Source organism: Mesorhizobium sp. WSM4809 (assembly GCF_055811655.1).
On record NZ_JBVVQW010000012.1, the window covers coordinates 84,024 to 102,286 of the forward strand.

Genomic DNA, 18,263 nt, shown 5'->3' on the forward strand with positions numbered 1-18,263 from the left:
TCAGCCGTCCAGCCAGACGTTCTGAAGGTCCATCTCGAATGTCTGGTGGACACCGTAGTTCTTCACCTTCTTGTTCTGGTGGCTGTAGAGCTTCTGCCAGAACGGCTGAATAATGACGCCCGAATCCTGCAGGATCTGCTCGACATCCTTCATGACCTCGCGTCGTTTCTCCACGTCGATGAGCGATAGCGCCTGCTTGAGCTTGGCGTCGAAATCGGGGTTGGAATATGCCGATTCATTCCAGGCCTCGCCGGTGCGATAGCCCAGCGCCAGCACCTGGACGCCAAGCGGGCGCATGTACCAGATCGTCATCGAATAGGGATATTTCGTCCAGTCGTTCCAGAAGGTCGAACCTGGCAGTACCGTGCGCTTCACCTTGATCCCGGCATCGCGCAGCTGGCCGGCAATGGCGTCGCCGGTATTCTTCTGCCAATCGTCCTCGATGGTGATCAGCTCATGCTCGAAGTTAGTCTGTCCGGCTTCCGCCATCAGCTTCTTGGCGCCGGCGGCGTCGCGTGTCTTCTTGGGCAGCGGATAGTATTCCGGATGGATCGGGGCAACGTGGTGGTTTTCGCCAGGGGTGCCTCGCCCGGCATAGCCGAGTTGGAGGACCGCATTGTTGTCAACGGCCATTTGCAGGGCGTTGCGCACCCGCTGGTCATCATAGGGCTTGTGGGTGATGTTGGTGCGGGCAACCAGCGTCGTCGCCGTCGCCACCTCCGATTTCACCATATCCATCTTGTCGAGAATGTCGATGAAGTCGGCGGGCGACTCGAAATTGAGGTCGATCTCACCGGATTCGAACGCGTTCACGGTGGCGTTGAAATCGGTGCCGTAGTCGATGAACTCGACGCTGTCGAGCGGCGCTTCACCACCCCACCATTTGCCATTCTCGCGACGCTTGACGACCGCCTTCTGGCCGACATCGTAGGAGACCAGTTCGAACGGTCCCGTGCCGATCGGCTTCTTGATCGGATCGGCACCGTCGGCATCGAAGTTGCGATGCACGACGAGCGCCGGATAGTCGGTGAAATTCGGGATCAGTGAAATGTCTGGTTCGCTTAGCTTCAGCTTGACCGTGTTGTCGTCGACCTTGGTGATCGCGCCATCCCTGGCCTTGCCGGTCTTTGCGTCGATCAGCGCGCCGACACGGGCGGCCATGGAATTGCCGGCGACATTCTTCTCGCACCAGCGCGTCAGATTGTGAGCGACGTCATCGGCGTTGAAGGCATCGCCGTTGTTCCATGTGATGCCCTTGCGCACATGCAGCACGTATTCGGTGGCGTCGTCATTGATATCCCAGCTTTCGAGCAGAACCGGCTCGAAGGTGAACTGCCTGGTATAGCGGACAAGCGGCTCCAGCCAGCAGCGCGAAATGTTCGCCAGCTCAACCCAGTCGTAGGTGCGCGGATCCTTCTGCCCCTTCACCGACATCGAGACGCGCAGCGTTCCGCCTTTCTTCGGCTCTTCGGCCAAGGCCCGATCCGGCACGGCAAGGCCGATCATGGCGTAGGCAAGCGCCGTCGATGCGCCGAAGGCGCTTGCCAGCGCCAGGAACTCGCGCCGATCGACACGACCCGCGCGTGCTTCGACCGCCATTGCCTCGATAGCGCTCGGCACGCGATCGCCACTGCTTCTGAAGAATGCCATTTTTTCCTCCCGTCTGGTTCCCTTTGATCTTGGTTCTTCGCGTCAACTGACGCTGTCCGGCAGCCTCTCCTCGCGCCGCGCGATGAAATCCATCAGGCCATCGGCGATGCCTTCGTCGAGCTTCGGCTCCTCGTAATCCGCCAGCATGTTGCGCGCCTTCTCGCGACCGCGCGTGTCGTGGTCCTTCGCCCCTTCTGCCTTCCACTGTTCGTACGAATTGAAGTCCATGATCGAGGGTATGAAGAAGGCCGACTCGAAATGTTCGAGCGTGTGTTTGGTGCCGAGGAAATGGCCCTGCGGCCCGACTTCGCGGACCGCTGCCATCGCTTCCTTGAAATCGTCGAACGGAAGGCCGCCTGCATATTTGTACCAGCCAACCAGCTGTTCGCAGTCCGTAGCGAACTTCGAATAGCCGCAGCTCAGGCCGGCCTCCAGCCACCCGGCGGAGTGCCAGATGTAGTTGGCGCCGGCGAGGATGGCGGCATGCATCAGCATGTTGGCCTCGTAGCCCGCCTGGGCGTCGTTGAGCTTCGATCCGACATGGAAGCCTGAGGTGCGCCACGGCAGTTTGTATTTCCGCGCCAGCGCGCCCATCAGGTACATCATCTGGGCCGCCTCCGGCGTGCCGCCCATCGGAGCGCCGGTCTTCATGTCCACGGTGACCATGAACTGTCCGTAGATCTGTGGCGACCCTGGGCGCAGCAGTTGCGTGAAGGCGACGCCCGCCAGCGCTTCCGCATTGACCTGCGCGACTGCCCCGACGGCCGACGCCGAAGTCGAGGCGCCGCACAGTGCGAAGGGTGCGAGGATCAGCGGCTGGTTGCTTCGGGCATAGACCTTCATCGCGTCCAGCATGGTGGCGTCCCACACCAGCGGCGAATTGCAGTTGGTGATCGACACCAGGACCGGATTGTCGCGGACGTAATCCTCGCCGAACACGATGCCTGCCATCGCCATCGTGTCTTCCGCCCGCTCCTTGGACGTGACGATGCCCATGAACGGCTTGTCGGAATGCTTAAGCGCGGAATGGATGATGTGGAGGTGACGCTTCGGTACCGCGATTTCCATCGGCTCGCAAATGACCGAACTCGATGAATGCAGCGCCGGCGCCATGTAGGCGAGCTTGTGGAAATTGTTGAGGTCCGCGAGCGTGCCGTAGCGCCTGTTGTTGTCGAGGTCACGCACATACGGCGCGCCATACATCGGCACGAAGATGGTATTGTTGCCGCCCACCCGCACCGTACGCTGCGGATTCCTCGCATTGAGCGTGAACTCCGACGGGACCTTCGATACCAGTTCCATCAGCAGGGCCCGGTCGATCCGCACACGAGTTTCCGAGACATCCGCGCCCGCCGCCTTCCACAGTGCGATAGCCTCGTCGTCACGGAATTCGCATCCCACCTCTTCGAGGATCAAGAGCGACTCCTCGTGGATCAGCTCGACCGCCTCATCGGGGATCATCTGGTAGACGGGGATCTGGCGGACCAGGGTCGGAAACGACGTTACCGGAGCTCCGCGCAGGGCCTTGCGTCCCAGGCGGCCGCCACTGCGGCGGTTGGCATGTTCGGTCACTTCAGGGGCCGGTGCGTTCATGGCAACTCCATTCCACTCATGAAGGAGCCTAACGCGACAAAATGGTGATGTGACGCTGGAAAATCCTGATCTCTTGTATAAGCTCAGCTTATGCGAAGCCTGCGCCACCTCCTTCCCTCGGCCGGCAGCCTGATCGTCTTCGAGGCGGCCGGGCGGCTGTCGAGCTTCACCGCCGCCGGGCGCGAGCTCGGCATGACGCAGGCCGCCGTCTCCTATGCCGTGCGCGGGCTGGAAGAACGGCTTGGCGCCAAGCTGTTCCAGCGCCGCCACCGCCAGGTTCTCCTGACCGAGGCCGGCGAGCGCTTCCATGCCGATGTCTCGCTCGGCCTTTCGCATATCCGCAAATCGGCGGAGGATCTGCGCCTGCAGGCAACCGGCGGTCATGTCACGCTGGCTGCCTCGACCGCGTTCGGCTCGTTCTGGATGATGCCGCGCCTGCAGCAGTTCCGCGACGAACTGCCGGGCATCGACCTGCGTATCCAGACCGCCGACCGCGACCTCGACATCATCGCGGAAGGCATTCCGCTCGGCGTGCGCGGCGGCGCGCCGCGGGACTGGCCGGACTATCATTCGTTGCCGCTGGCCGACGAGGAGATATTTCCCGTCGCCGGCACCAGTTATGCGGCAAAGTTCGGCCTGCCCCAATCCGCTGCCGAACTGGCCACGCACCGCCTCATCCATCTGGAGGAGCCGTATCGCGAGGCGGCCAGCTGGGACGAATGGTTCCAGTCGGCGGGCGCCAATCTCAGCGATACCGCGCGCGGCCTGCGCATCAACGACTACGGCCTGGTGATCCAGGGCGTCATGGAAGGCCAGGGCATCGCGCTCGGCTGGCGGCACCTCGCCGAGCGGCTGCTGGCGTCGGGCTTGCTGGTGCCGGTGACGGATCATGTGCTGAAGACCGGCAAGGCGTTCTATGTCGTCTGGCCGAAAAACCGGGAACTCAGCGACAACGCCCGCAAGGTGCGAGACTGGCTGGCGGAGCAAGCGTGAGGGGCAGCGCCTCCCAGCCAGCCTATCCACTGTTCCGCAACACCGAATCCTTCCGCATCAGCCTCGAATCCGCCTATAGTGCTGCCATGCCCATCCGCCAGCTTTCCGAAACGATGATCAACCAGATCGCCGCCGGCGAAGTCATCGAGCGTCCGGCGAGCGTCGTCAAGGAACTGGTTGAGAATGCGCTCGATGCCGGCGCTTCGCGCGTCGAGATCGTCACAGCCGGCGGCGGGCTGAACCTGATCCGCGTCACCGACGACGGCTCTGGCATTCCCGAACGGGAGCTGGCGCTGGCGATCGCACGTCATTGCACCTCCAAGCTCACCGAGGATATCAACGACATCCGCTCGCTGGGCTTCCGCGGCGAAGCGCTGCCGTCGATCGGCTCGGTGTCGCGACTGTCGATCCGCTCGCGCACGGCAGCAAGTGACAGCGCCGCCGAGATCGGCATCGAGGGTGGCCGCGTCCTGCCTGTCAGGCCGGCGGCGGCCAATCGCGGCACCACGGTCGAGGTGCGCGACCTGTTCTTCGCAACGCCGGCCCGATTGAAGTTCATGAAGGGCGAGCGCGCCGAAAGCTCGGCCACCAGCGATGTGGTCAAGCGCATCGCCATCGCCTTCCCCGCCGTGCGCTTCACGCTGGCCGGCTCGGACCGCTCTACGCTGGAATTGCCGGCGACGGATGACAGTGCGGAAGGCAGCCTGCGCCGTGTCGCCCAGGTGATGGGCGCCGACTTTCCCGACAATTCGATTGCCATCGATGCGATGCGCGAAGGCGTGCATCTGACCGGCCACGTGCCGATCCCCTCCTTCACCCGCGCCAACGCGCTGCAGCAATATGCGTATGTGAACGGCCGCCCGGTGCGCGACAAGCTGATCGCCGGCGCCATACGCGGTGCCTATGCCGACGTCCTGCCGCGTGACCGCCATGCGGTGACGGTGCTGTTCCTGACGCTCGACCCGGCCATCGTCGACGTCAATGTCCATCCAGCCAAGGCCGATGTGCGCTTCCGCGATCCCGGCCTTGTGCGCGGATTGATCGTCGGTGCAATTCGACAGGCACTGGCCGATGCCGGCGTCCGCGCCGCCACCACGGGTGCCGCCGGCATGATGGCCGCGTTCCGGCCAGGGGCCGCATCCTACGGCCACGGCGGACCGGCAAACGGCCACCGCAGCTACGACGCGGCCTACCGCGCGTCGGGCCCGTCCGGCTTCGACGCCGCCCGGTCGCCGCAGCGGCCACTCGACATGGGTTTCCAAGGCGCGGGATTCGATCAGCGCGGTTTGCGTGATAACGAGCAGGCGGCGTTCGATGCCGGCGCCAGTGCCGATGCGCGCGCAGGGCAGGATGAAGCGGCCGAGACCCTGCTCGGCGCGGTGCTGGGCGCGGCGCGCGCCCAGGTGCATGAGAACTACATCGTCGCCCAGACCAGGGATTCGCTCATCATCGTCGACCAGCATGCGGCGCATGAACGGCTGGTCTACGAGGCGCTGAAGAATGCGCTGCACTCACGCCCGGTGCCCTCGCAGATGCTGCTTTTGCCCGAGATCATCGACCTGCCGGAAGAGGACGCCGAGCGGCTTGCGCTGCATTCGGAAACGCTTGCCCGCTTCGGTCTCGGCATCGAGCGCTTCGGCCCCGGCGCCGTCGCGGTGCGCGAGACGCCGTCGATGCTGGGCGAGACCAATGTCGGGCAATTGGTGCGCGACCTCGCCGACGAGATCGCCGACAACGACACGGTCGACACGCTGAAGGAGCGGCTGGACAAAATAGCCGCGACCATGGCGTGCCACGGCTCGGTGCGCTCCGGCCGCCTGCTCAAGGCCGAGGAGATGAATGCCCTGCTGCGGCAGATGGAGGCGACGCCTGGCTCGGGCACCTGCAACCACGGCCGGCCAACCTATATCGAACTCAAGCTGGCGGACATCGAACGGCTTTTCGGGCGGCGATAGCTGCGGACGGATTGCGGGCCATCGCTTCACCGCTCGTAGGTGCTGGTGTTGACCAGCAATGCCGAGATTATCGTCCGCCCCGTTCGCCCGTGGGCGAACGCCGCGCCGGCTCCACGCACCGCTGTTGCCAGAAGCGCGGCGGTCAGCAAATAGCGTGCCGCCGCCAGCAGGAGCGGAGGCACGTCATCGAGACCGAGCTTGATCGCCGCCCAGGTCAGACCCCAGATCAGCGACATCACCGCGAAGAAGGCGAGATTGCGAACCACCAGATTCGCCGTTCAGCGCAGTCCCTGGCGATCGACGAGTATCCGGTGGATGTCGATCCGCTCCGGCAGCTCGATCAGGAACTCGGCATCGCGGTCCAGATGATGGACTTTGGTCGGTTCGCCTTTGGTAAAGGCGGTCATCGCTTGCATGTCGGCCCAATACGAGATGGTTGTGAACCACGTCTCCTCACCTCGGTCTTCGCGCAGCAATTGGACACCAAGCGCCGTCTTCTCGAGGGGCGGAATACCCTCGGCACGGAGGTATGGCTCATAGGCGTCGGCGATGTCGCGGCGGGTGCGACCGCGCCAGATGCGCGCGATGGTCGGTTTGGTCGGCATGAGGTTCTCCTTCAGTCAGGCGGACGCAAACTGAGCAGGGCAGACGCCGGCTGTGATCAGCCGTGAACACGAGCCAGGAAATCGCGGACCAGCGGCAGCGCGTCGTCGAAATGTGTCTCCAGCAGCCAGTGACCCGCCCCCTCGATCAGATGCAGTTCCGCATCGGGCAGATCGCGATGATAGGCCTGCGCCGACGCCGCGGGCATATAGCCGTCCTCTGGCCCCCAAACGATCAGCGTCGGCGGATGGTGTTCACGCAAATAAGCCTGGTAGCGCGGAAACCAGGTGAGATTGGCTTCCAGCTTCTCCATCAGACCGACGGCGATCTGCCGACGAACCGGCGTGTTCATCAATGGCCAGTGAAGGCTCCAGAGATCGGGCGGCACGCGCGTGGCGACGTCGTCAGACACTTCCCCGATGAACTCGGCCCGGAACCCGTCCTCACTTATCGCGGCCTCGAGCGGACGGTGCTTGTCGGGCGTCTTGTCGGTCCACCAAGCCTTGATCGTGGCGTATTTCGGACCAAGCACGTCCTCGTAGATGTCGCCGTTCTGGATGATCAGGGCACTGATCCGCTCGGGGTGCGAGATCGAATGCCGGAGTCCTATCTGCGAGCCGTAATCATGCAGCCACAAGGCGTAGCGTTCGAGACCGAATTCATCGGCAAGTTTGGAAAGCACGTCGCAATAGGCGTCGAAATCATAGCCAAAGGCGGCCGGATCGGGCGTGCCACTGTATCCGAAGCCCGGCCAGTCGAATGCAATCGTTCGCCAGCGGTCGGCGAGCGCCGGCATCAGTCGGCGGAATTGGAACGAAGAGCAGGGATAGCCGTGCGGCAACAGCAAGACAGGTGCTTCTGGCGGCCCTGCCTCGCGATAGAAAATGGATAGATCACCCAGTTGCATGCGTCGGTGCGTCGTTGCACCCGGCATTCGGACCTCCGTCGAATAAACACCGGCTAAACGCGTTTGACCGAGGCATCGTTCCCGAATGAGGGAAGCGGACGGCCGGCAATATTCATCTCTTCAAATTCACCACGATGACACCGCCCAGCGCCAGCGCGCCGCCGATTATGCCGAGCAGCGTCGGGACTTCGCCCAGCCAGAAGAAGCCGATCAGCGCGGACATCGGCGAGACCAGATAGAGGAAGTTGGAGGCACGTGCGGCGGGCAGACGCGACAGTGCGGTCGCCCAGGCGGCATAGGCGATCAGGCTGGGCACGATGCCAAGAAAGATGACGGCGCCGAGGCCTGCTGCGTCGGCAACCGCCGCCTGCGAAAAGGCCGACGGCAGGAAGGGTGCCAGGCATAGTGCGCCGAGCACCATGTTCGAAGCGGAGATGGTCAACGGATGATGGCGGGCAAACAGCGGCTTCTGGACGATGGTGTTGACGGCCGAGCACAAGGCCGAACCAAGCACCAGAAAAGCACCGGTGTTAAAAGACAGTCCATTCCCGTCGGCCATGGCGATGACGCCAATGCCGGCGAAGGAAATCACCGTACCGGCCCAGGCCATGCCCGAAAAGCGCTCGCCCAGCAGGACCATCGCCATGATGGCGGTGAAGATCGGGCTGACATTGATGATGAAGCCGGCGGCACCGGCAGAGACGGTCAGTTCGCCGAAATTGAGCATGACGGTGTAGAGCGCGACGAAGATGGCGCCGCCAAAGACCAGGCGCCACACTTCGTCGAGCCTTGGCAGCGCCGGGCGCTTGATGGCCAGGAAGATCGCCGCCGGCACCGCGGCGATGGCAAAGCGCAACGCGCCGAGTTCCAGCGGTCCGAAGGCGGCGAGACCGGCGCGGATCGCCGGAAAGGCGGAGGCCCAACCAACCACCGTCAGTGCGACAGCAATGGCTGCCGTGGTGTCCATCCGCTGTGTCGAATTCAACGTGCCCGTCATTGCGTTCATCTCACTGCCCTCGCATTCTTCGGTCCTGAAAGGCAGAAAACGCCATTTCAGGCCAGTTGACAAACGACCAAATCGAGGATCACCTGTGACTATGGATCACAGCTCGGACACAATGGTACCGCTCGAAACACTGCGCGCCTTCGATGCGGCGGCGCGAACAGGCAGCTTTTCGGCGGCCGCCGAAAAGCTCAACATCACCCATGGCGCCGTCAGCCGGCAGATCGCCAAGCTCGAGGACTGGCTGGGATTGAAAGTCTTCGACCGTGGGGCGCGCGGTGTCTCGCTGACGATCGAGGGCAACCGGCTGCATCTGCGCACGGCGGAAGCCTTTGCGCTGATATCGACCCATTCCGACCGCTGGGTCGAGCCGCGTGGCACGGCGGTGGTGCGGCTGACCTCGATCCCCTCGGTCAGCGGACTGTGGCTGATGCCGCGCATGGCGGCTCTGGAGAACAACCCCTCGAAGCTGCGCATCGTGCTCGATGTCGACATCCGCCAGGCCGATCTTGCCGATGAGGGCATCGATCTCTCCATCCGCTGTGGACGCGGCGGCATTCCGGGCCGCGTCTCGGTGCAGCTTTTCGAGGAACATGTCTTCCCCGTCGCGTCACCCGAGCTTGCCCGCGAGATCGGCCGCGGCGACCCTGCCCGGCTGCTCAAATATCCGCTGATCAACGATTCCGACGCGTCTGCCTGGCGCGCCTGGTTTGCCGCGCAAGGCATGGATTATCGCCCGCGCCCGCAGGACCGTCGCTTCGAGGACTACAATCTGGTGCTCGACGCCGCCGCCTATGGGCTCGGCATCGCGCTGGCACGCCCACCCCTGACCGGGCATCAATTGCAATCGGGCCGCATCACGCCCGTCGATGAGCGCACCGCGCTCAATCCGGTGTCCTACTGGCTCGACCGGCCGATCGGGCGGCCGCGTACCGCAGCCGCCGACCTCGCCCGCCGCATCGCGGCGGAGGCCGGGCTGGCGCCGGAAAAGATCGAGGCGTTCATCGAAGCCGAGCGGTAGGCCTTCCGCCGGGCATATATCGAGAACCAGCCGATTCGAAGCTCAGCGAAGCAACAACAGAACGAACCCAAGGATCACGGTTCCCAGCAAACCGGCCATTATCGAAACAAAGCCGACCTTCACCAGCAAGTGCTCAGGGTTCGGCGCCGCACCATGGGATTGATTGGCCGGCCTGTGCCTGCCCGCCAATGCACCCAGAGCGGCAGCGTTGCGCGGGACTGGAGCCTGCGGCGGGATAAGCGACAGCAATGACAGCCCCGCAACCCTGGCAGGAGCATTATCATTAGCCGTTGTCGAAGGCGGCAAGAAGGCTCGCGGCGTTTCGGCTTCGGGTTTTGCCTTTCTCGCCGCGATCGTTGCCAACGCCGCCTCTTCGCCCGTCTCAAGTTGGGCAAGATAGGCATCGACGATGCCAGCCGATGCGATCTGCTGCGATTTGACGGCCATTGGCGCGGCCGGCAAAGTCAACAGCGCTGGCGCTGTCTGTTGTGCGAGCAGAGACGGCGCCGGCGGTTGGACCAGCGCCTTGACCAGTGCCGTCATGACTGGATCAGCCTGCCCCGAGGGCACGGCCTGCGGCGTCATCACTTCCCTGAGCAAGGCGGGAAGACGAGTGGAGGAAATGTCCATTGCGGCCCACCAACACCATTTTTCCGCCTCACAATAAGCGTTCAGCATTGTCTCAGGCTTGTCGCATGCTTGACCTCGCCGGGAATTTATGGCGATGAAATCCTCATGAACCCTGGCGTCCCCGCATGATGAACCGTTTCGAAGGCCCCGGCGGCAAGGAAGCCCGCATCCGCTATCTGGATGGCGACTTCCAGGTTACCAGTCCCGGCGCGTTCGTGCGTTGCGCGGTGACAGGCGAAACCATTCCGCTCGACGAGTTGAAATACTGGAGCGTCGCCAGGCAGGAGCCCTACATCAGCGCCACCGCCTCGCTGCGCCGCGAAATCGAGATGCATCCGGAGCTGCGCAAGCGCGGTTAACCCTTCAGCTTGCGCTGGCGCCAGGCATCGAGCGTCTCGTCGATGATGCGCTCGGGAACGTGATCGAGTTCGAAGACCGTGTCGATCTCCAGCACCTCGAGCCGGTCGAGAAAGTCCTGTGAGGCGCCGTGGCGCAGTCGGGCGGCGTCCTTGGCGGTGGTGATGAGCACCAGCCCTTCGGCGCGTGCGGTCGCCACCAACTCGGCAAGTTCGTCCTCGGCATAGAAATGATGGTCCGGAAACGGCCGCGTCAACGCCAGTTCGCCGCCGGCTTCGCGCACCGTGTCGAAGAATTTCTCGGGATGGCCGATACCGGCGAAGGCGAGGAACCGCTTGCCGGCAAGCCCTGCCTTGCCGCTTGGCTCTGTATGGGCCTCGAAGATCGGCCGGCCGGCGCGTGCGGCCTGGCGGACCACGCTGTCAGCGGCAGTGCCCTCGCCCATTTTCAACAGCCCACTGGTGAAGACCAACTGGTCGACGATTTTGGCCCTGAGCGGCCCCCCCGGAATGACGCGGCCATTGCCGATCCCATAGCGCGCGTCGACGACGACCAGCGCGTAGTCGATGTGGATGCGGGCGCTCTGGAAGCCATCATCCATGATCAGGAAATCGCAGCCATGCCGTTCCAGCAGCAGCCGGGCGCCGGCGGCGCGGTTCGGCGTCACCGCCACCGGCGCGTGTTCGGCGAGCAGCAGCGGTTCGTCACCGACATGCCTGGCACTGTCATGGTCGATATCGACCACGTGAGGCTCGGCGAACGAGCCGCCATGGCCGCGCGACAGGAAGCCTGGTTTCAGATGCATTCGCTTCGCCTGCTCGGCGAGCGCGATGGCCACCGGTGTCTTGCCGGTGCCGCCAACCGTGAAATTGCCGATGCACAGAACGGGTGCTTGGATCTTCTCGCGCTTGGCCCGCCGCATGCCGCGGCCGGCGGCGGCGGCATAGATGGCCGATAGCGGCGACAGTGCCAGGACCCGCCAGTCCGGCTCTTCCCACCAGAATGGTGGTGCTTCCGAGGCCACGCTAGCGACCGTTCGCGCCCTTCAGGCGCGACTTGACGACCAGCGGCTGGATATAGGGCTCAAGCGATTTCAGCGTGCGCGCCAGCGCGCCACGCATCTCGTCGACGGTCGCCACACCCGCCGCCATCATCTCGTGGCGCGCCACTTCGTTGGTCAGGAGGAAATTGACGGCGCCGGCCAGCATGTCGCGATCGCGCACCAGCTTGGCGCCGCCGCTGTCGAGCAGACGCTGGTAGGCCTCGCGAAAATTCTGAACATTGCGCCCGGCGAGAACCGCCGTGTCGAGCATGGCCGGCTCCAGCGGGTTCTGGCCACCCTCGGAGGTCAGCGAGCGGCCGACGAAGGCGATTTCGGTCAGCCGGAGATAGAGTCCCATTTCGCCGATCGTGTCGCCGAGCAATATATCCGTGTCGGCGGCTATCCTGTCGCCCTTGCTGCGCCGCGCGACCTTCAGGCCCATGCCGGAAATCTGCGCCGCAAGCGCCTCGCCGCGATCGGGATGACGCGGAACGACGATCGTCAGAAGACCATGGTGGCGTTTGTGCAGCGTCGCGTGGACTTCAGCCGCGACCACTTCCTCGCCGTCATGGGTCGAGATCGCCGCCCAGGTCGGGCGCGTGCCTATCTGCCGCCGCAGCGTCGCCAGCGCCCGTTCGTCGACGGGCGGCGGCGAGGTATCGACCTTGAGATTGCCCGACACGGTGACCGGCCGGGCGCCGAGCGCCAGAAACCGCTCGCCATCGACATCCGACTGCGCCACGACGTGAGCCAGGTTCTCGAACAACGCCTCAGCGATGTTGGCGCGTTTCTTCCACGATTTGAACGAGCGGTCGGACAGCCTGCCATTGACCAGCACCTGCGGCACGCGGCGCGCGCCAAGCTCGAGGATGGTCATCGGCCAGATCTCGGATTCGGCGATGATCGCCAGATCCGGCTGCCAGTGATCGAGAAACCGGCTGACCGCCGGCTTGAGATCGAGCGGTACGTATTGGTGGATGATCCGGTCACCGAGACGCTCGTCGGCGACCTGCGCCGAGGTGACCGTGCCGGTCGTCAGCACGATGTTGACGCCATAGTCGAGGATGCTTTCGACCAACGGCACGACGGCTATGGTCTCACCGACGCTCGCGGCATGGATCCAGATCACCGGCCCGTCGGGGCGCGCGCGGCCGGCGACGCCATAGCGCTCGCGGCGGCGGTAGCGGTCTTCCTTGCCGCGTGAGGTGCGCCAGGCCACATAGGGCCCGACCAGCGGATAGGCGGCCGCACCCGCGAAACGGTATGCCGACAGCATGGCTCGCGCCCAGCGGCCGCTCATCGCGGGGCATCCACGAGACGGTAGGCCTCGGCGGTCGCGGCATTGAGCGCGGTCGTCACTTCCTGGCGCTTGCGCTCCATTTCGGCCTCATCGGCGCCGGCCGCCACGAAGATCGGCTGACCGATGACGATCGACGAACGGCCGAACGGCAGGTTGATGGTGGTCTTGTCCCAGCTCTTCTCCAGTACCTTGCGGCGGCTGGTGGTGATGGCGACAGGCACAAGCGGCCGGCCCGAGAGGCGCGCCAGGAGAACGATGCCAAGCCCTGCGTCTCGCGGCGTGCCGTGCGGAATATCTGCGATCATGGCGACGTTCTTGCCGACGGCGAGCGACTTTTTCAGGGCGATAAGCGCTTTTGCCCCACCCTTGTCGAGGTGCCTGGCATTCTCCCGCCCGCCCGAGCCGCGCACCGCCTCGATGCCGAATTTTTCCAGCATCAAGGCGTTGAGCTCGGCATCGGCGCTGCGCGAAACCATGGCGACCAGCGGCTTGCGCTTGGGGTAATAGGCTGGCGTCAGCAGATGCTGGCCATGCCACAAGGCGATGATGCCAGGCTCGAATTCGGTATAGGCACCGCCCGAAAACCGTGCCGATCCCTCGACGACGCGATTGGTGAGGCGCACGAAGCGCACGAACTGGGCGAACAGGCTGGCGATGGCGTTCTTGACGAATCGCGACTGCGCCAGCGGTTGGCGAATCTTGCGCCAGAAGGCCTTGGTCGTGCGGCTGCGTCCCCTGCCCGTGGGCGCGGCATCGCTTGCTGGCCCTTTCGCCAGGTCATGCTCCATCGAAGTCAACCGGCAACCTTGTTGTCGGGGTCCAGCAGCCGGTGCAGATGAACGACGAAGTAACGCATGTGGGCGTTGTCCACGCTGGCTTGCGCCTTGGCTTTCCACGCCGTGTGCGCGGATTGATAGTCGGGATAGATGCCGACGATATCGAGGCCCTCGAGATCGCGGAATTCGGTGCCGCCAAGCTTCTTGAGTTCGCCACCGAACACCAGATGCAAAAGCTGTTTCTTTCCGTCTTCCGCGGCCATGTCGGTCCTTCACATATCGTGAGTTTGTCACAGGTCTAGACCAAAGCCGCCAACTTTGGAACCTTTAGGGCGAGATGAATTCATCTCGCCGGGGAAAACGCCTTCACGCGTCCAGGCCGGCGATGACGCCGGCGAGCACGGCCAGCAATTCACCGCTGCCGGCAGCAAGGGCGCCGTGACGGGTCACCTCGCCGGCATAGAGCGGAGCGCGACCGTGCTGGTCGAGCAGCTGGCCGCCGGCCTCGCGCAGGATGAGGTCGGCCGCCGCAATATCCCAGTCATGCGCATTCGGCTTGACGAAAGTGGCATCCAGCGCGCCATTGGCGATCATCGCCAGCCGATAAGCCAGCGAAGGGCTGTAGGGCGCCCGCTTCAGCCGCGCCTGCCATTCGGCCGGCATCAGGTCGGTCAACTGCTTCAGCCCGGAAATCTCGGCCGTGTCCGCCAGCTTGCGAACCGCAATGCGCTTGCCGTTGCGGAAGGCACCCTGGCCGGGCAGCGCCCAATAGGTTTCCTCCATCGCCGGGCATTCCAGCACGCCGGCCAGCGTACGGCCACGCTCGACGACGGCGACGCTGACGCACCAGGTGCGCTGGCCTTCCAGAAAACCGCGCGTGCCGTCGATCGGGTCGACGACGAAGGTGCGGCGTGCCGAAAGCCGGACCGGATCGTCGACCGTCTCTTCCGACAGCCAGCCATAATCGGGCCGCGCCGCCAGCAATGTTTCGCGCAGATAGGCGTCGGCGGCGTGGTCGGCCTCGCTGACCGGCGATGTGCCGCCCTTCATCCAGACTTGCGGGCTGTTGCCGAAGTAGCGCATGGCGATGAGCCCCGCCTCGCGGGCGGCATCGCGCAGCAGCGGCAAATCTTCGGTGGCCCCGGCTATGGTGAGGTCATGCTCCGGCAAGGGTCATGCCTTCGATCAGGAGCGTTGGGGCGGCGGTGCCGAAATTGCGGTCGAGGTCATCGGCCGGCACCATGTTGAGGAACATCGTCTTCAGGTTCGACGCGATGGTGACCTCGGCGACCGGATAGGCCAGTTCACCGTTCTCGATCCAGAAACCCGAGGCGCCACGGCTGTATTCGCCGGTGACCATGTCGACGCCCTGGCCGAACACTTCGGTGACGTAGAAGCCGGTCCTGAGCGATTTGATCAGCTCTTCCGGCGACCGCTCGCCCGGTTCGATGGCGAGATTGGTGGAGGATGGCGTCACGGAGGAGCCGCCGCGCGCGCCGCGGCCGTTGGTGACGAGGCCCAGTTCCCTTGCAGCCGAGGTCGACAGGAACCAGTGGTTGAGCACGCCCTTCTCGACCATCAACAGCTTTTCGCCTTCGACGCCTTCGCCATCGAACGGACGCGAGGCCTGGCCACGCCGCCTAAGCGGCTCGTCGGTGACGGTGATGGCGGAGGCGGCCACCTGCTTGCCCATCATGTCACGCAGGAACGAGGTCTTGCGCGCGACCGAGGCGCCGTTGATGGCGCCGGCCAGATGGCCGGCGATGCCGCGCGCGACGCGTGGGTCCAACACCACGTCGACCGGCCCGGTCGCTGCCTTGCGCGCGCCGATGCGGCGCACCGCGCGTTCTCCGGCCTTGCGGCCGATGTCCTCGGGCGCATCGAGATCGGCAAAGTGCTGGCGCGATGAGAATTCATAGTCGCGCTCCATGCCGGTGCCCTCGCCGGCGATGACGCTGGCCGAGCGCGAGAACCGCGAGCCGACATAGTGGCCGAGGAAGCCGTGCGAGGTGGCCAGCACCAGGCCGCCGAGGCCGGCACCGGCGCTGGCGCCGGCCGAATTGGTCACGCCCCTGACGCCAAGCGCTGCCGCCTCCGCCGCCAATGCGGCTTCCTTCAACTGGTCGGCGGACACCTCGGTGGCGTCGAACAGATCGAGATCGCGTGTCTGTTTGGCCAGCAATGCCGGGTCGGCCAACCCCTGATAGGGATCCTCAGGCGAGACTCTCGCCATGGAAACAGCGCGTTCGGCCAGCGTTTTCGGGTCGGACGCCGCTGTCGCCGAGACACTCGCCACGCGGCCGCCGACGAAAACACGCAGCGCCACATCCTCGCTCTCGGAGGCTTCGGTAGCCTCGACTTTGCCGAGACGCACCGACACGCCGGTCGAGCGGCCGCGCACGGCCACGGCGTCGGCGGCATCGGCGCCGGCCTTCTTGGCAGCCTCGACCAAGGCCGCGACGCGGTCGGTCAATTTTGCTGCGTCTGATATATCGGTCATGCCTGAAATCCTGCTGGTGCGGCCGGTGTGCGGCCGTTGCCCACCCATCTATTGTTCCGGTCCGGCTTGTGCAATGGCATAGGCTTCAATCAAAATGCAGGGTGGGCGGTTCAAATCGCGAACCCTGTCACGCAAAATCGGTTCGCAGCCTGCACGGAGCATTTCGATGACGCCTTTCCATCTCGCCTTCCCGGTCCGTGATCTCGATGAAACCCGCGTTTTCTATGGCGAGGTGCTGGGCTGTGCGATCGGCCGTTCATCCGCGACCTGGGTCGATTTCGACCTCTACGGCCACCAGATGTCGGCGCATCTGCGTCCGCAGGCCGCACAGGCCCCCAGTGACGGCAGGGTCGACGGCATTGTCGTGCCGATTCCGCATTTCGGCGCGGTGCTGCTGATGGACGACTGGCAGCGCCTGGCGACGCGGCTGGAGGCGCGCGACGACATCGACTGGCTGGAACGGCCGATGGTGCGTTTCAAGGGCGAACCCGGCGAACAGGCAACGCTGTTCATCCGCGACCCCTCGGGCAATGCCCTGGAATTCAAGGGTTTTCGCTCGCTGGAGCAGGTTTTCGCGCACTAACTCAGATCGAGGGCATCGGTCGATCAACGGCCGAAACGGCCCGCCGCGAAAGGTGCGAGCCGAGCCGGATCGCCGCGTCCGCCGATCAAGTCGGCGACCAGCCGCGCGGTGATCGGAGCCAGCGTCAGGCCGAGATGGCCGTGCCCGAAAGCATGAATTACGCGGGAGCTGCCGCGCGAAGCGCCGATGACCGGCCTGGAATCCGGCAGGGACGGCCGGAAGCCGAGCCATTGCGAGGCAGGCGAGCCGAGCCTGGGAAAAATTTGCCTGGCGCCACGGTCAAGCAGCGCCAGCCGGCGCGGATTTGGCGGCGCGACCAGGCCGCCGAGTTCGACGGTGCCGGCGACCCGCAAGCGGCCAGCCATCGGCGTCAGGTAGAAACCAAGATCGACGGGACAGACAGGTCGGTTGAGCAGCGGCGCGTCGGTCTGGAATTCCAGATGATAGCCGCGCTCGGTCTCGAGCGGAATCCTGTCGCCGGCCTGCGCGGCCAGTGCGCGCGACCGTGCACCGGCGGCGATCACCACCGTGCCAGCCTTGATGCGAACGCCGGGTCCGCTGAGCTGGACACCGTCAGCCTCGACCTGCAGCCCGGTGATCCCAGCCTGCTTCACCGATGCACCACGGGCACTCACCGCGCCCAGCAACCGCCGCATCACCATTGCCGGATCGGTGACATTGATCGAGTCGGGAAAATACACGCCATGCGCTGCTGTCGCCGGCAGGCCCGGCTCAAGCGCCGCCACCTCTTCGGGAGTCAGCACCTCTTGGTGGATGCCAAACCCAGCGCGCATTGCCCGGCCGCCGGCGCCAGCGGCAAAATCGCTCTCGCGGCGATAGAGGTAAAGACAGCCATTGCGGCGCAGCTGGTCCTCCAGCCCGGCCTCCCCGACCATGTCTTCCCAGGCCGGGAGGGCGTCGGCCAGCAGTCCGGCGAGCGCCAGCGCATTGGCCCGGGTGGCCGCCGGCAGCGATTGCCGCATGAACCGAACGAGCCATGGCGCCAGCTGCAGCAGCGCCGGCCAGCGCAGCGAAAACGGGCTGTCGGGATCAAGCAGCAGCTTTGGCAACGCCCGCAGCACCGCAGGAGTGCCGACCGGCATGCAGGCATATTCGGCGATCGTTCCGGCATTGCCTGATGACGCGCCGGAGCCCGGCTCGTTCGGATCGATGAGCAGGACTTCACGGCCGTCCGCGACAAGGCGAAGTGCCGTCGCCAGCCCGACAACTCCGGCGCCGACAATGGCGATTTCGACCGTTTCAGAAGCAGCCACTGTAGATCTTCCCGATTGACCAGTACCGATCATGTGGTCTCTTGGTTCGGGGTCGCGGTCCAGTCTTGATCCCTGG

General features: G+C 64.7%; 19 protein-coding genes. 5 read left to right on the plus strand and 14 right to left on the minus strand.

All coding sequences use genetic code 11. The features are described from left to right. Both AC0L24_RS24700 and AC0L24_RS24705 read right to left on the minus strand, forming a co-directional pair. The gene (locus AC0L24_RS24700) at window positions 1-1,650 is read right to left on the minus strand and encodes an ABC transporter substrate-binding protein (RefSeq protein WP_473564218.1); all 1,650 of its coding nucleotides are present in this window, start codon (window positions 1,648-1,650) and stop codon (window positions 1-3) included. A 42-nt stretch (window positions 1,651-1,692) separates the two neighbouring features. Beyond that, window positions 1,693-3,243, minus strand: a complete 1,551-nt coding sequence (locus AC0L24_RS24705; protein ID WP_128288677.1) for a trimethylamine methyltransferase family protein — start codon at window positions 3,241-3,243, stop codon at window positions 1,693-1,695. Window positions 3,244-3,333: 90 nt separating this feature from the next. On the opposite strand from AC0L24_RS24705, the gene AC0L24_RS24710 reads away from it, so the two are divergent. After that, window positions 3,334-4,236 carry a LysR substrate-binding domain-containing protein gene (locus tag AC0L24_RS24710; protein WP_127408827.1) on the plus strand — a complete coding sequence of 301 codons (903 nt, stop codon included), beginning with the start codon at window positions 3,334-3,336 and terminating at the stop codon, window positions 4,234-4,236. A gap of 86 nt (window positions 4,237-4,322) precedes the next feature. Beyond that, complete coding sequence (gene mutL / locus AC0L24_RS24715; RefSeq protein WP_473564239.1) at window positions 4,323-6,191, plus strand: DNA mismatch repair endonuclease MutL; 1,869 nt, start codon at window positions 4,323-4,325, stop codon at window positions 6,189-6,191. Between the two features lie 26 nt (window positions 6,192-6,217). On the opposite strand, the gene AC0L24_RS24720 is transcribed toward mutL, so the two are convergent. The 4 genes from AC0L24_RS24720 to AC0L24_RS24735 all read right to left on the minus strand — a co-directional run bounded on the left by AC0L24_RS24720 (window position 6,218) and on the right by AC0L24_RS24735 (window position 8,707). Then, on the minus strand, window positions 6,218-6,457 hold the full coding sequence (locus tag AC0L24_RS24720; protein WP_127398926.1) for a hypothetical protein: 240 nt from the start codon (window positions 6,455-6,457) through the stop codon (window positions 6,218-6,220). A 12-nt stretch (window positions 6,458-6,469) separates the two neighbouring features. Next, window positions 6,470-6,796, minus strand: coding sequence for an antibiotic biosynthesis monooxygenase family protein (locus AC0L24_RS24725; RefSeq protein WP_127810753.1), 327 nt, complete (start codon window positions 6,794-6,796; stop codon window positions 6,470-6,472). Window positions 6,797-6,852: 56 nt separating this feature from the next. Then, window positions 6,853-7,728: an alpha/beta fold hydrolase gene (locus AC0L24_RS24730; protein ID WP_127810754.1), complete on the minus strand. Its 876-nt coding sequence runs from the start codon at window positions 7,726-7,728 to the stop codon at window positions 6,853-6,855. 85 nt (window positions 7,729-7,813) lie between these two features. Continuing rightward, a complete protein-coding gene (locus AC0L24_RS24735; RefSeq protein WP_127810755.1) occupies window positions 7,814-8,707 on the minus strand; it encodes a DMT family transporter in 894 nt (297 codons plus the stop codon). A gap of 91 nt (window positions 8,708-8,798) precedes the next feature. Here AC0L24_RS24735 and AC0L24_RS24740 point away from each other — a divergent pair, with 91 nt between their 5' ends. Continuing rightward, entirely contained in the window at window positions 8,799-9,725 is a 927-nt protein-coding gene (locus AC0L24_RS24740; protein WP_127320850.1) for a LysR substrate-binding domain-containing protein, read from the plus strand. A 42-nt stretch (window positions 9,726-9,767) separates the two neighbouring features. Here AC0L24_RS24740 and AC0L24_RS24745 read toward each other — a convergent pair whose 3' ends face one another. Further along, window positions 9,768-10,355 carry a hypothetical protein gene (locus AC0L24_RS24745; protein WP_128288689.1) on the minus strand — a complete coding sequence of 196 codons (588 nt, stop codon included), beginning with the start codon at window positions 10,353-10,355 and terminating at the stop codon, window positions 9,768-9,770. A gap of 125 nt (window positions 10,356-10,480) precedes the next feature. Between AC0L24_RS24745 and AC0L24_RS24750 the strand changes: the two genes are divergently transcribed. Next, the gene (locus AC0L24_RS24750; RefSeq protein WP_128288671.1) at window positions 10,481-10,714 is read left to right on the plus strand and encodes a DUF2093 domain-containing protein; all 234 of its coding nucleotides are present in this window, start codon (window positions 10,481-10,483) and stop codon (window positions 10,712-10,714) included. On the opposite strand, the gene lpxK is transcribed toward AC0L24_RS24750, so the two are convergent. The 6 genes from lpxK to AC0L24_RS24780 form a co-directional block, all read right to left on the minus strand. Then, entirely contained in the window at window positions 10,711-11,736 is a 1,026-nt protein-coding gene (lpxK, locus tag AC0L24_RS24755; protein WP_473564219.1) for a tetraacyldisaccharide 4'-kinase, read from the minus strand. The genes AC0L24_RS24750 and lpxK overlap by 4 nt on opposite strands. Before the next feature lies 1 nt (window position 11,737). Continuing rightward, complete coding sequence (gene waaA, locus AC0L24_RS24760) at window positions 11,738-13,054, minus strand: lipid IV(A) 3-deoxy-D-manno-octulosonic acid transferase (RefSeq protein ID WP_027038607.1); 1,317 nt, start codon at window positions 13,052-13,054, stop codon at window positions 11,738-11,740. Next, complete coding sequence (locus AC0L24_RS24765; RefSeq protein ID WP_127266858.1) at window positions 13,051-13,842, minus strand: lysophospholipid acyltransferase family protein; 792 nt, start codon at window positions 13,840-13,842, stop codon at window positions 13,051-13,053. Before AC0L24_RS24765 ends, waaA begins: the two co-directional genes overlap by 4 nt. Window positions 13,843-13,847: 5 nt before the next feature. Continuing rightward, window positions 13,848-14,093: a DUF4170 domain-containing protein gene (locus AC0L24_RS24770; protein ID WP_027038609.1), complete on the minus strand. Its 246-nt coding sequence runs from the start codon at window positions 14,091-14,093 to the stop codon at window positions 13,848-13,850. 103 nt (window positions 14,094-14,196) lie between these two features. Further along, a complete protein-coding gene (locus AC0L24_RS24775) occupies window positions 14,197-15,000 on the minus strand; it encodes a 3'(2'),5'-bisphosphate nucleotidase CysQ (protein ID WP_127810757.1) in 804 nt (267 codons plus the stop codon). Then, entirely contained in the window at window positions 14,987-16,330 is a 1,344-nt protein-coding gene (locus AC0L24_RS24780; protein WP_473564220.1) for a TldD/PmbA family protein, read from the minus strand. Before AC0L24_RS24780 ends, AC0L24_RS24775 begins: the two co-directional genes overlap by 14 nt. A gap of 166 nt (window positions 16,331-16,496) precedes the next feature. On the opposite strand from AC0L24_RS24780, the gene AC0L24_RS24785 reads away from it, so the two are divergent. Further along, on the plus strand, window positions 16,497-16,913 hold the full coding sequence (locus AC0L24_RS24785; protein WP_127266861.1) for a VOC family protein: 417 nt from the start codon (window positions 16,497-16,499) through the stop codon (window positions 16,911-16,913). Between the two features lie 23 nt (window positions 16,914-16,936). Here the strand turns inward: AC0L24_RS24785 and AC0L24_RS24790 are convergent, their stop codons facing one another. After that, window positions 16,937-18,187, minus strand: a complete 1,251-nt coding sequence (locus AC0L24_RS24790; protein WP_292693426.1) for an NAD(P)/FAD-dependent oxidoreductase — start codon at window positions 18,185-18,187, stop codon at window positions 16,937-16,939. Between the last annotated feature and the right edge of the window lie 76 nt (window positions 18,188-18,263).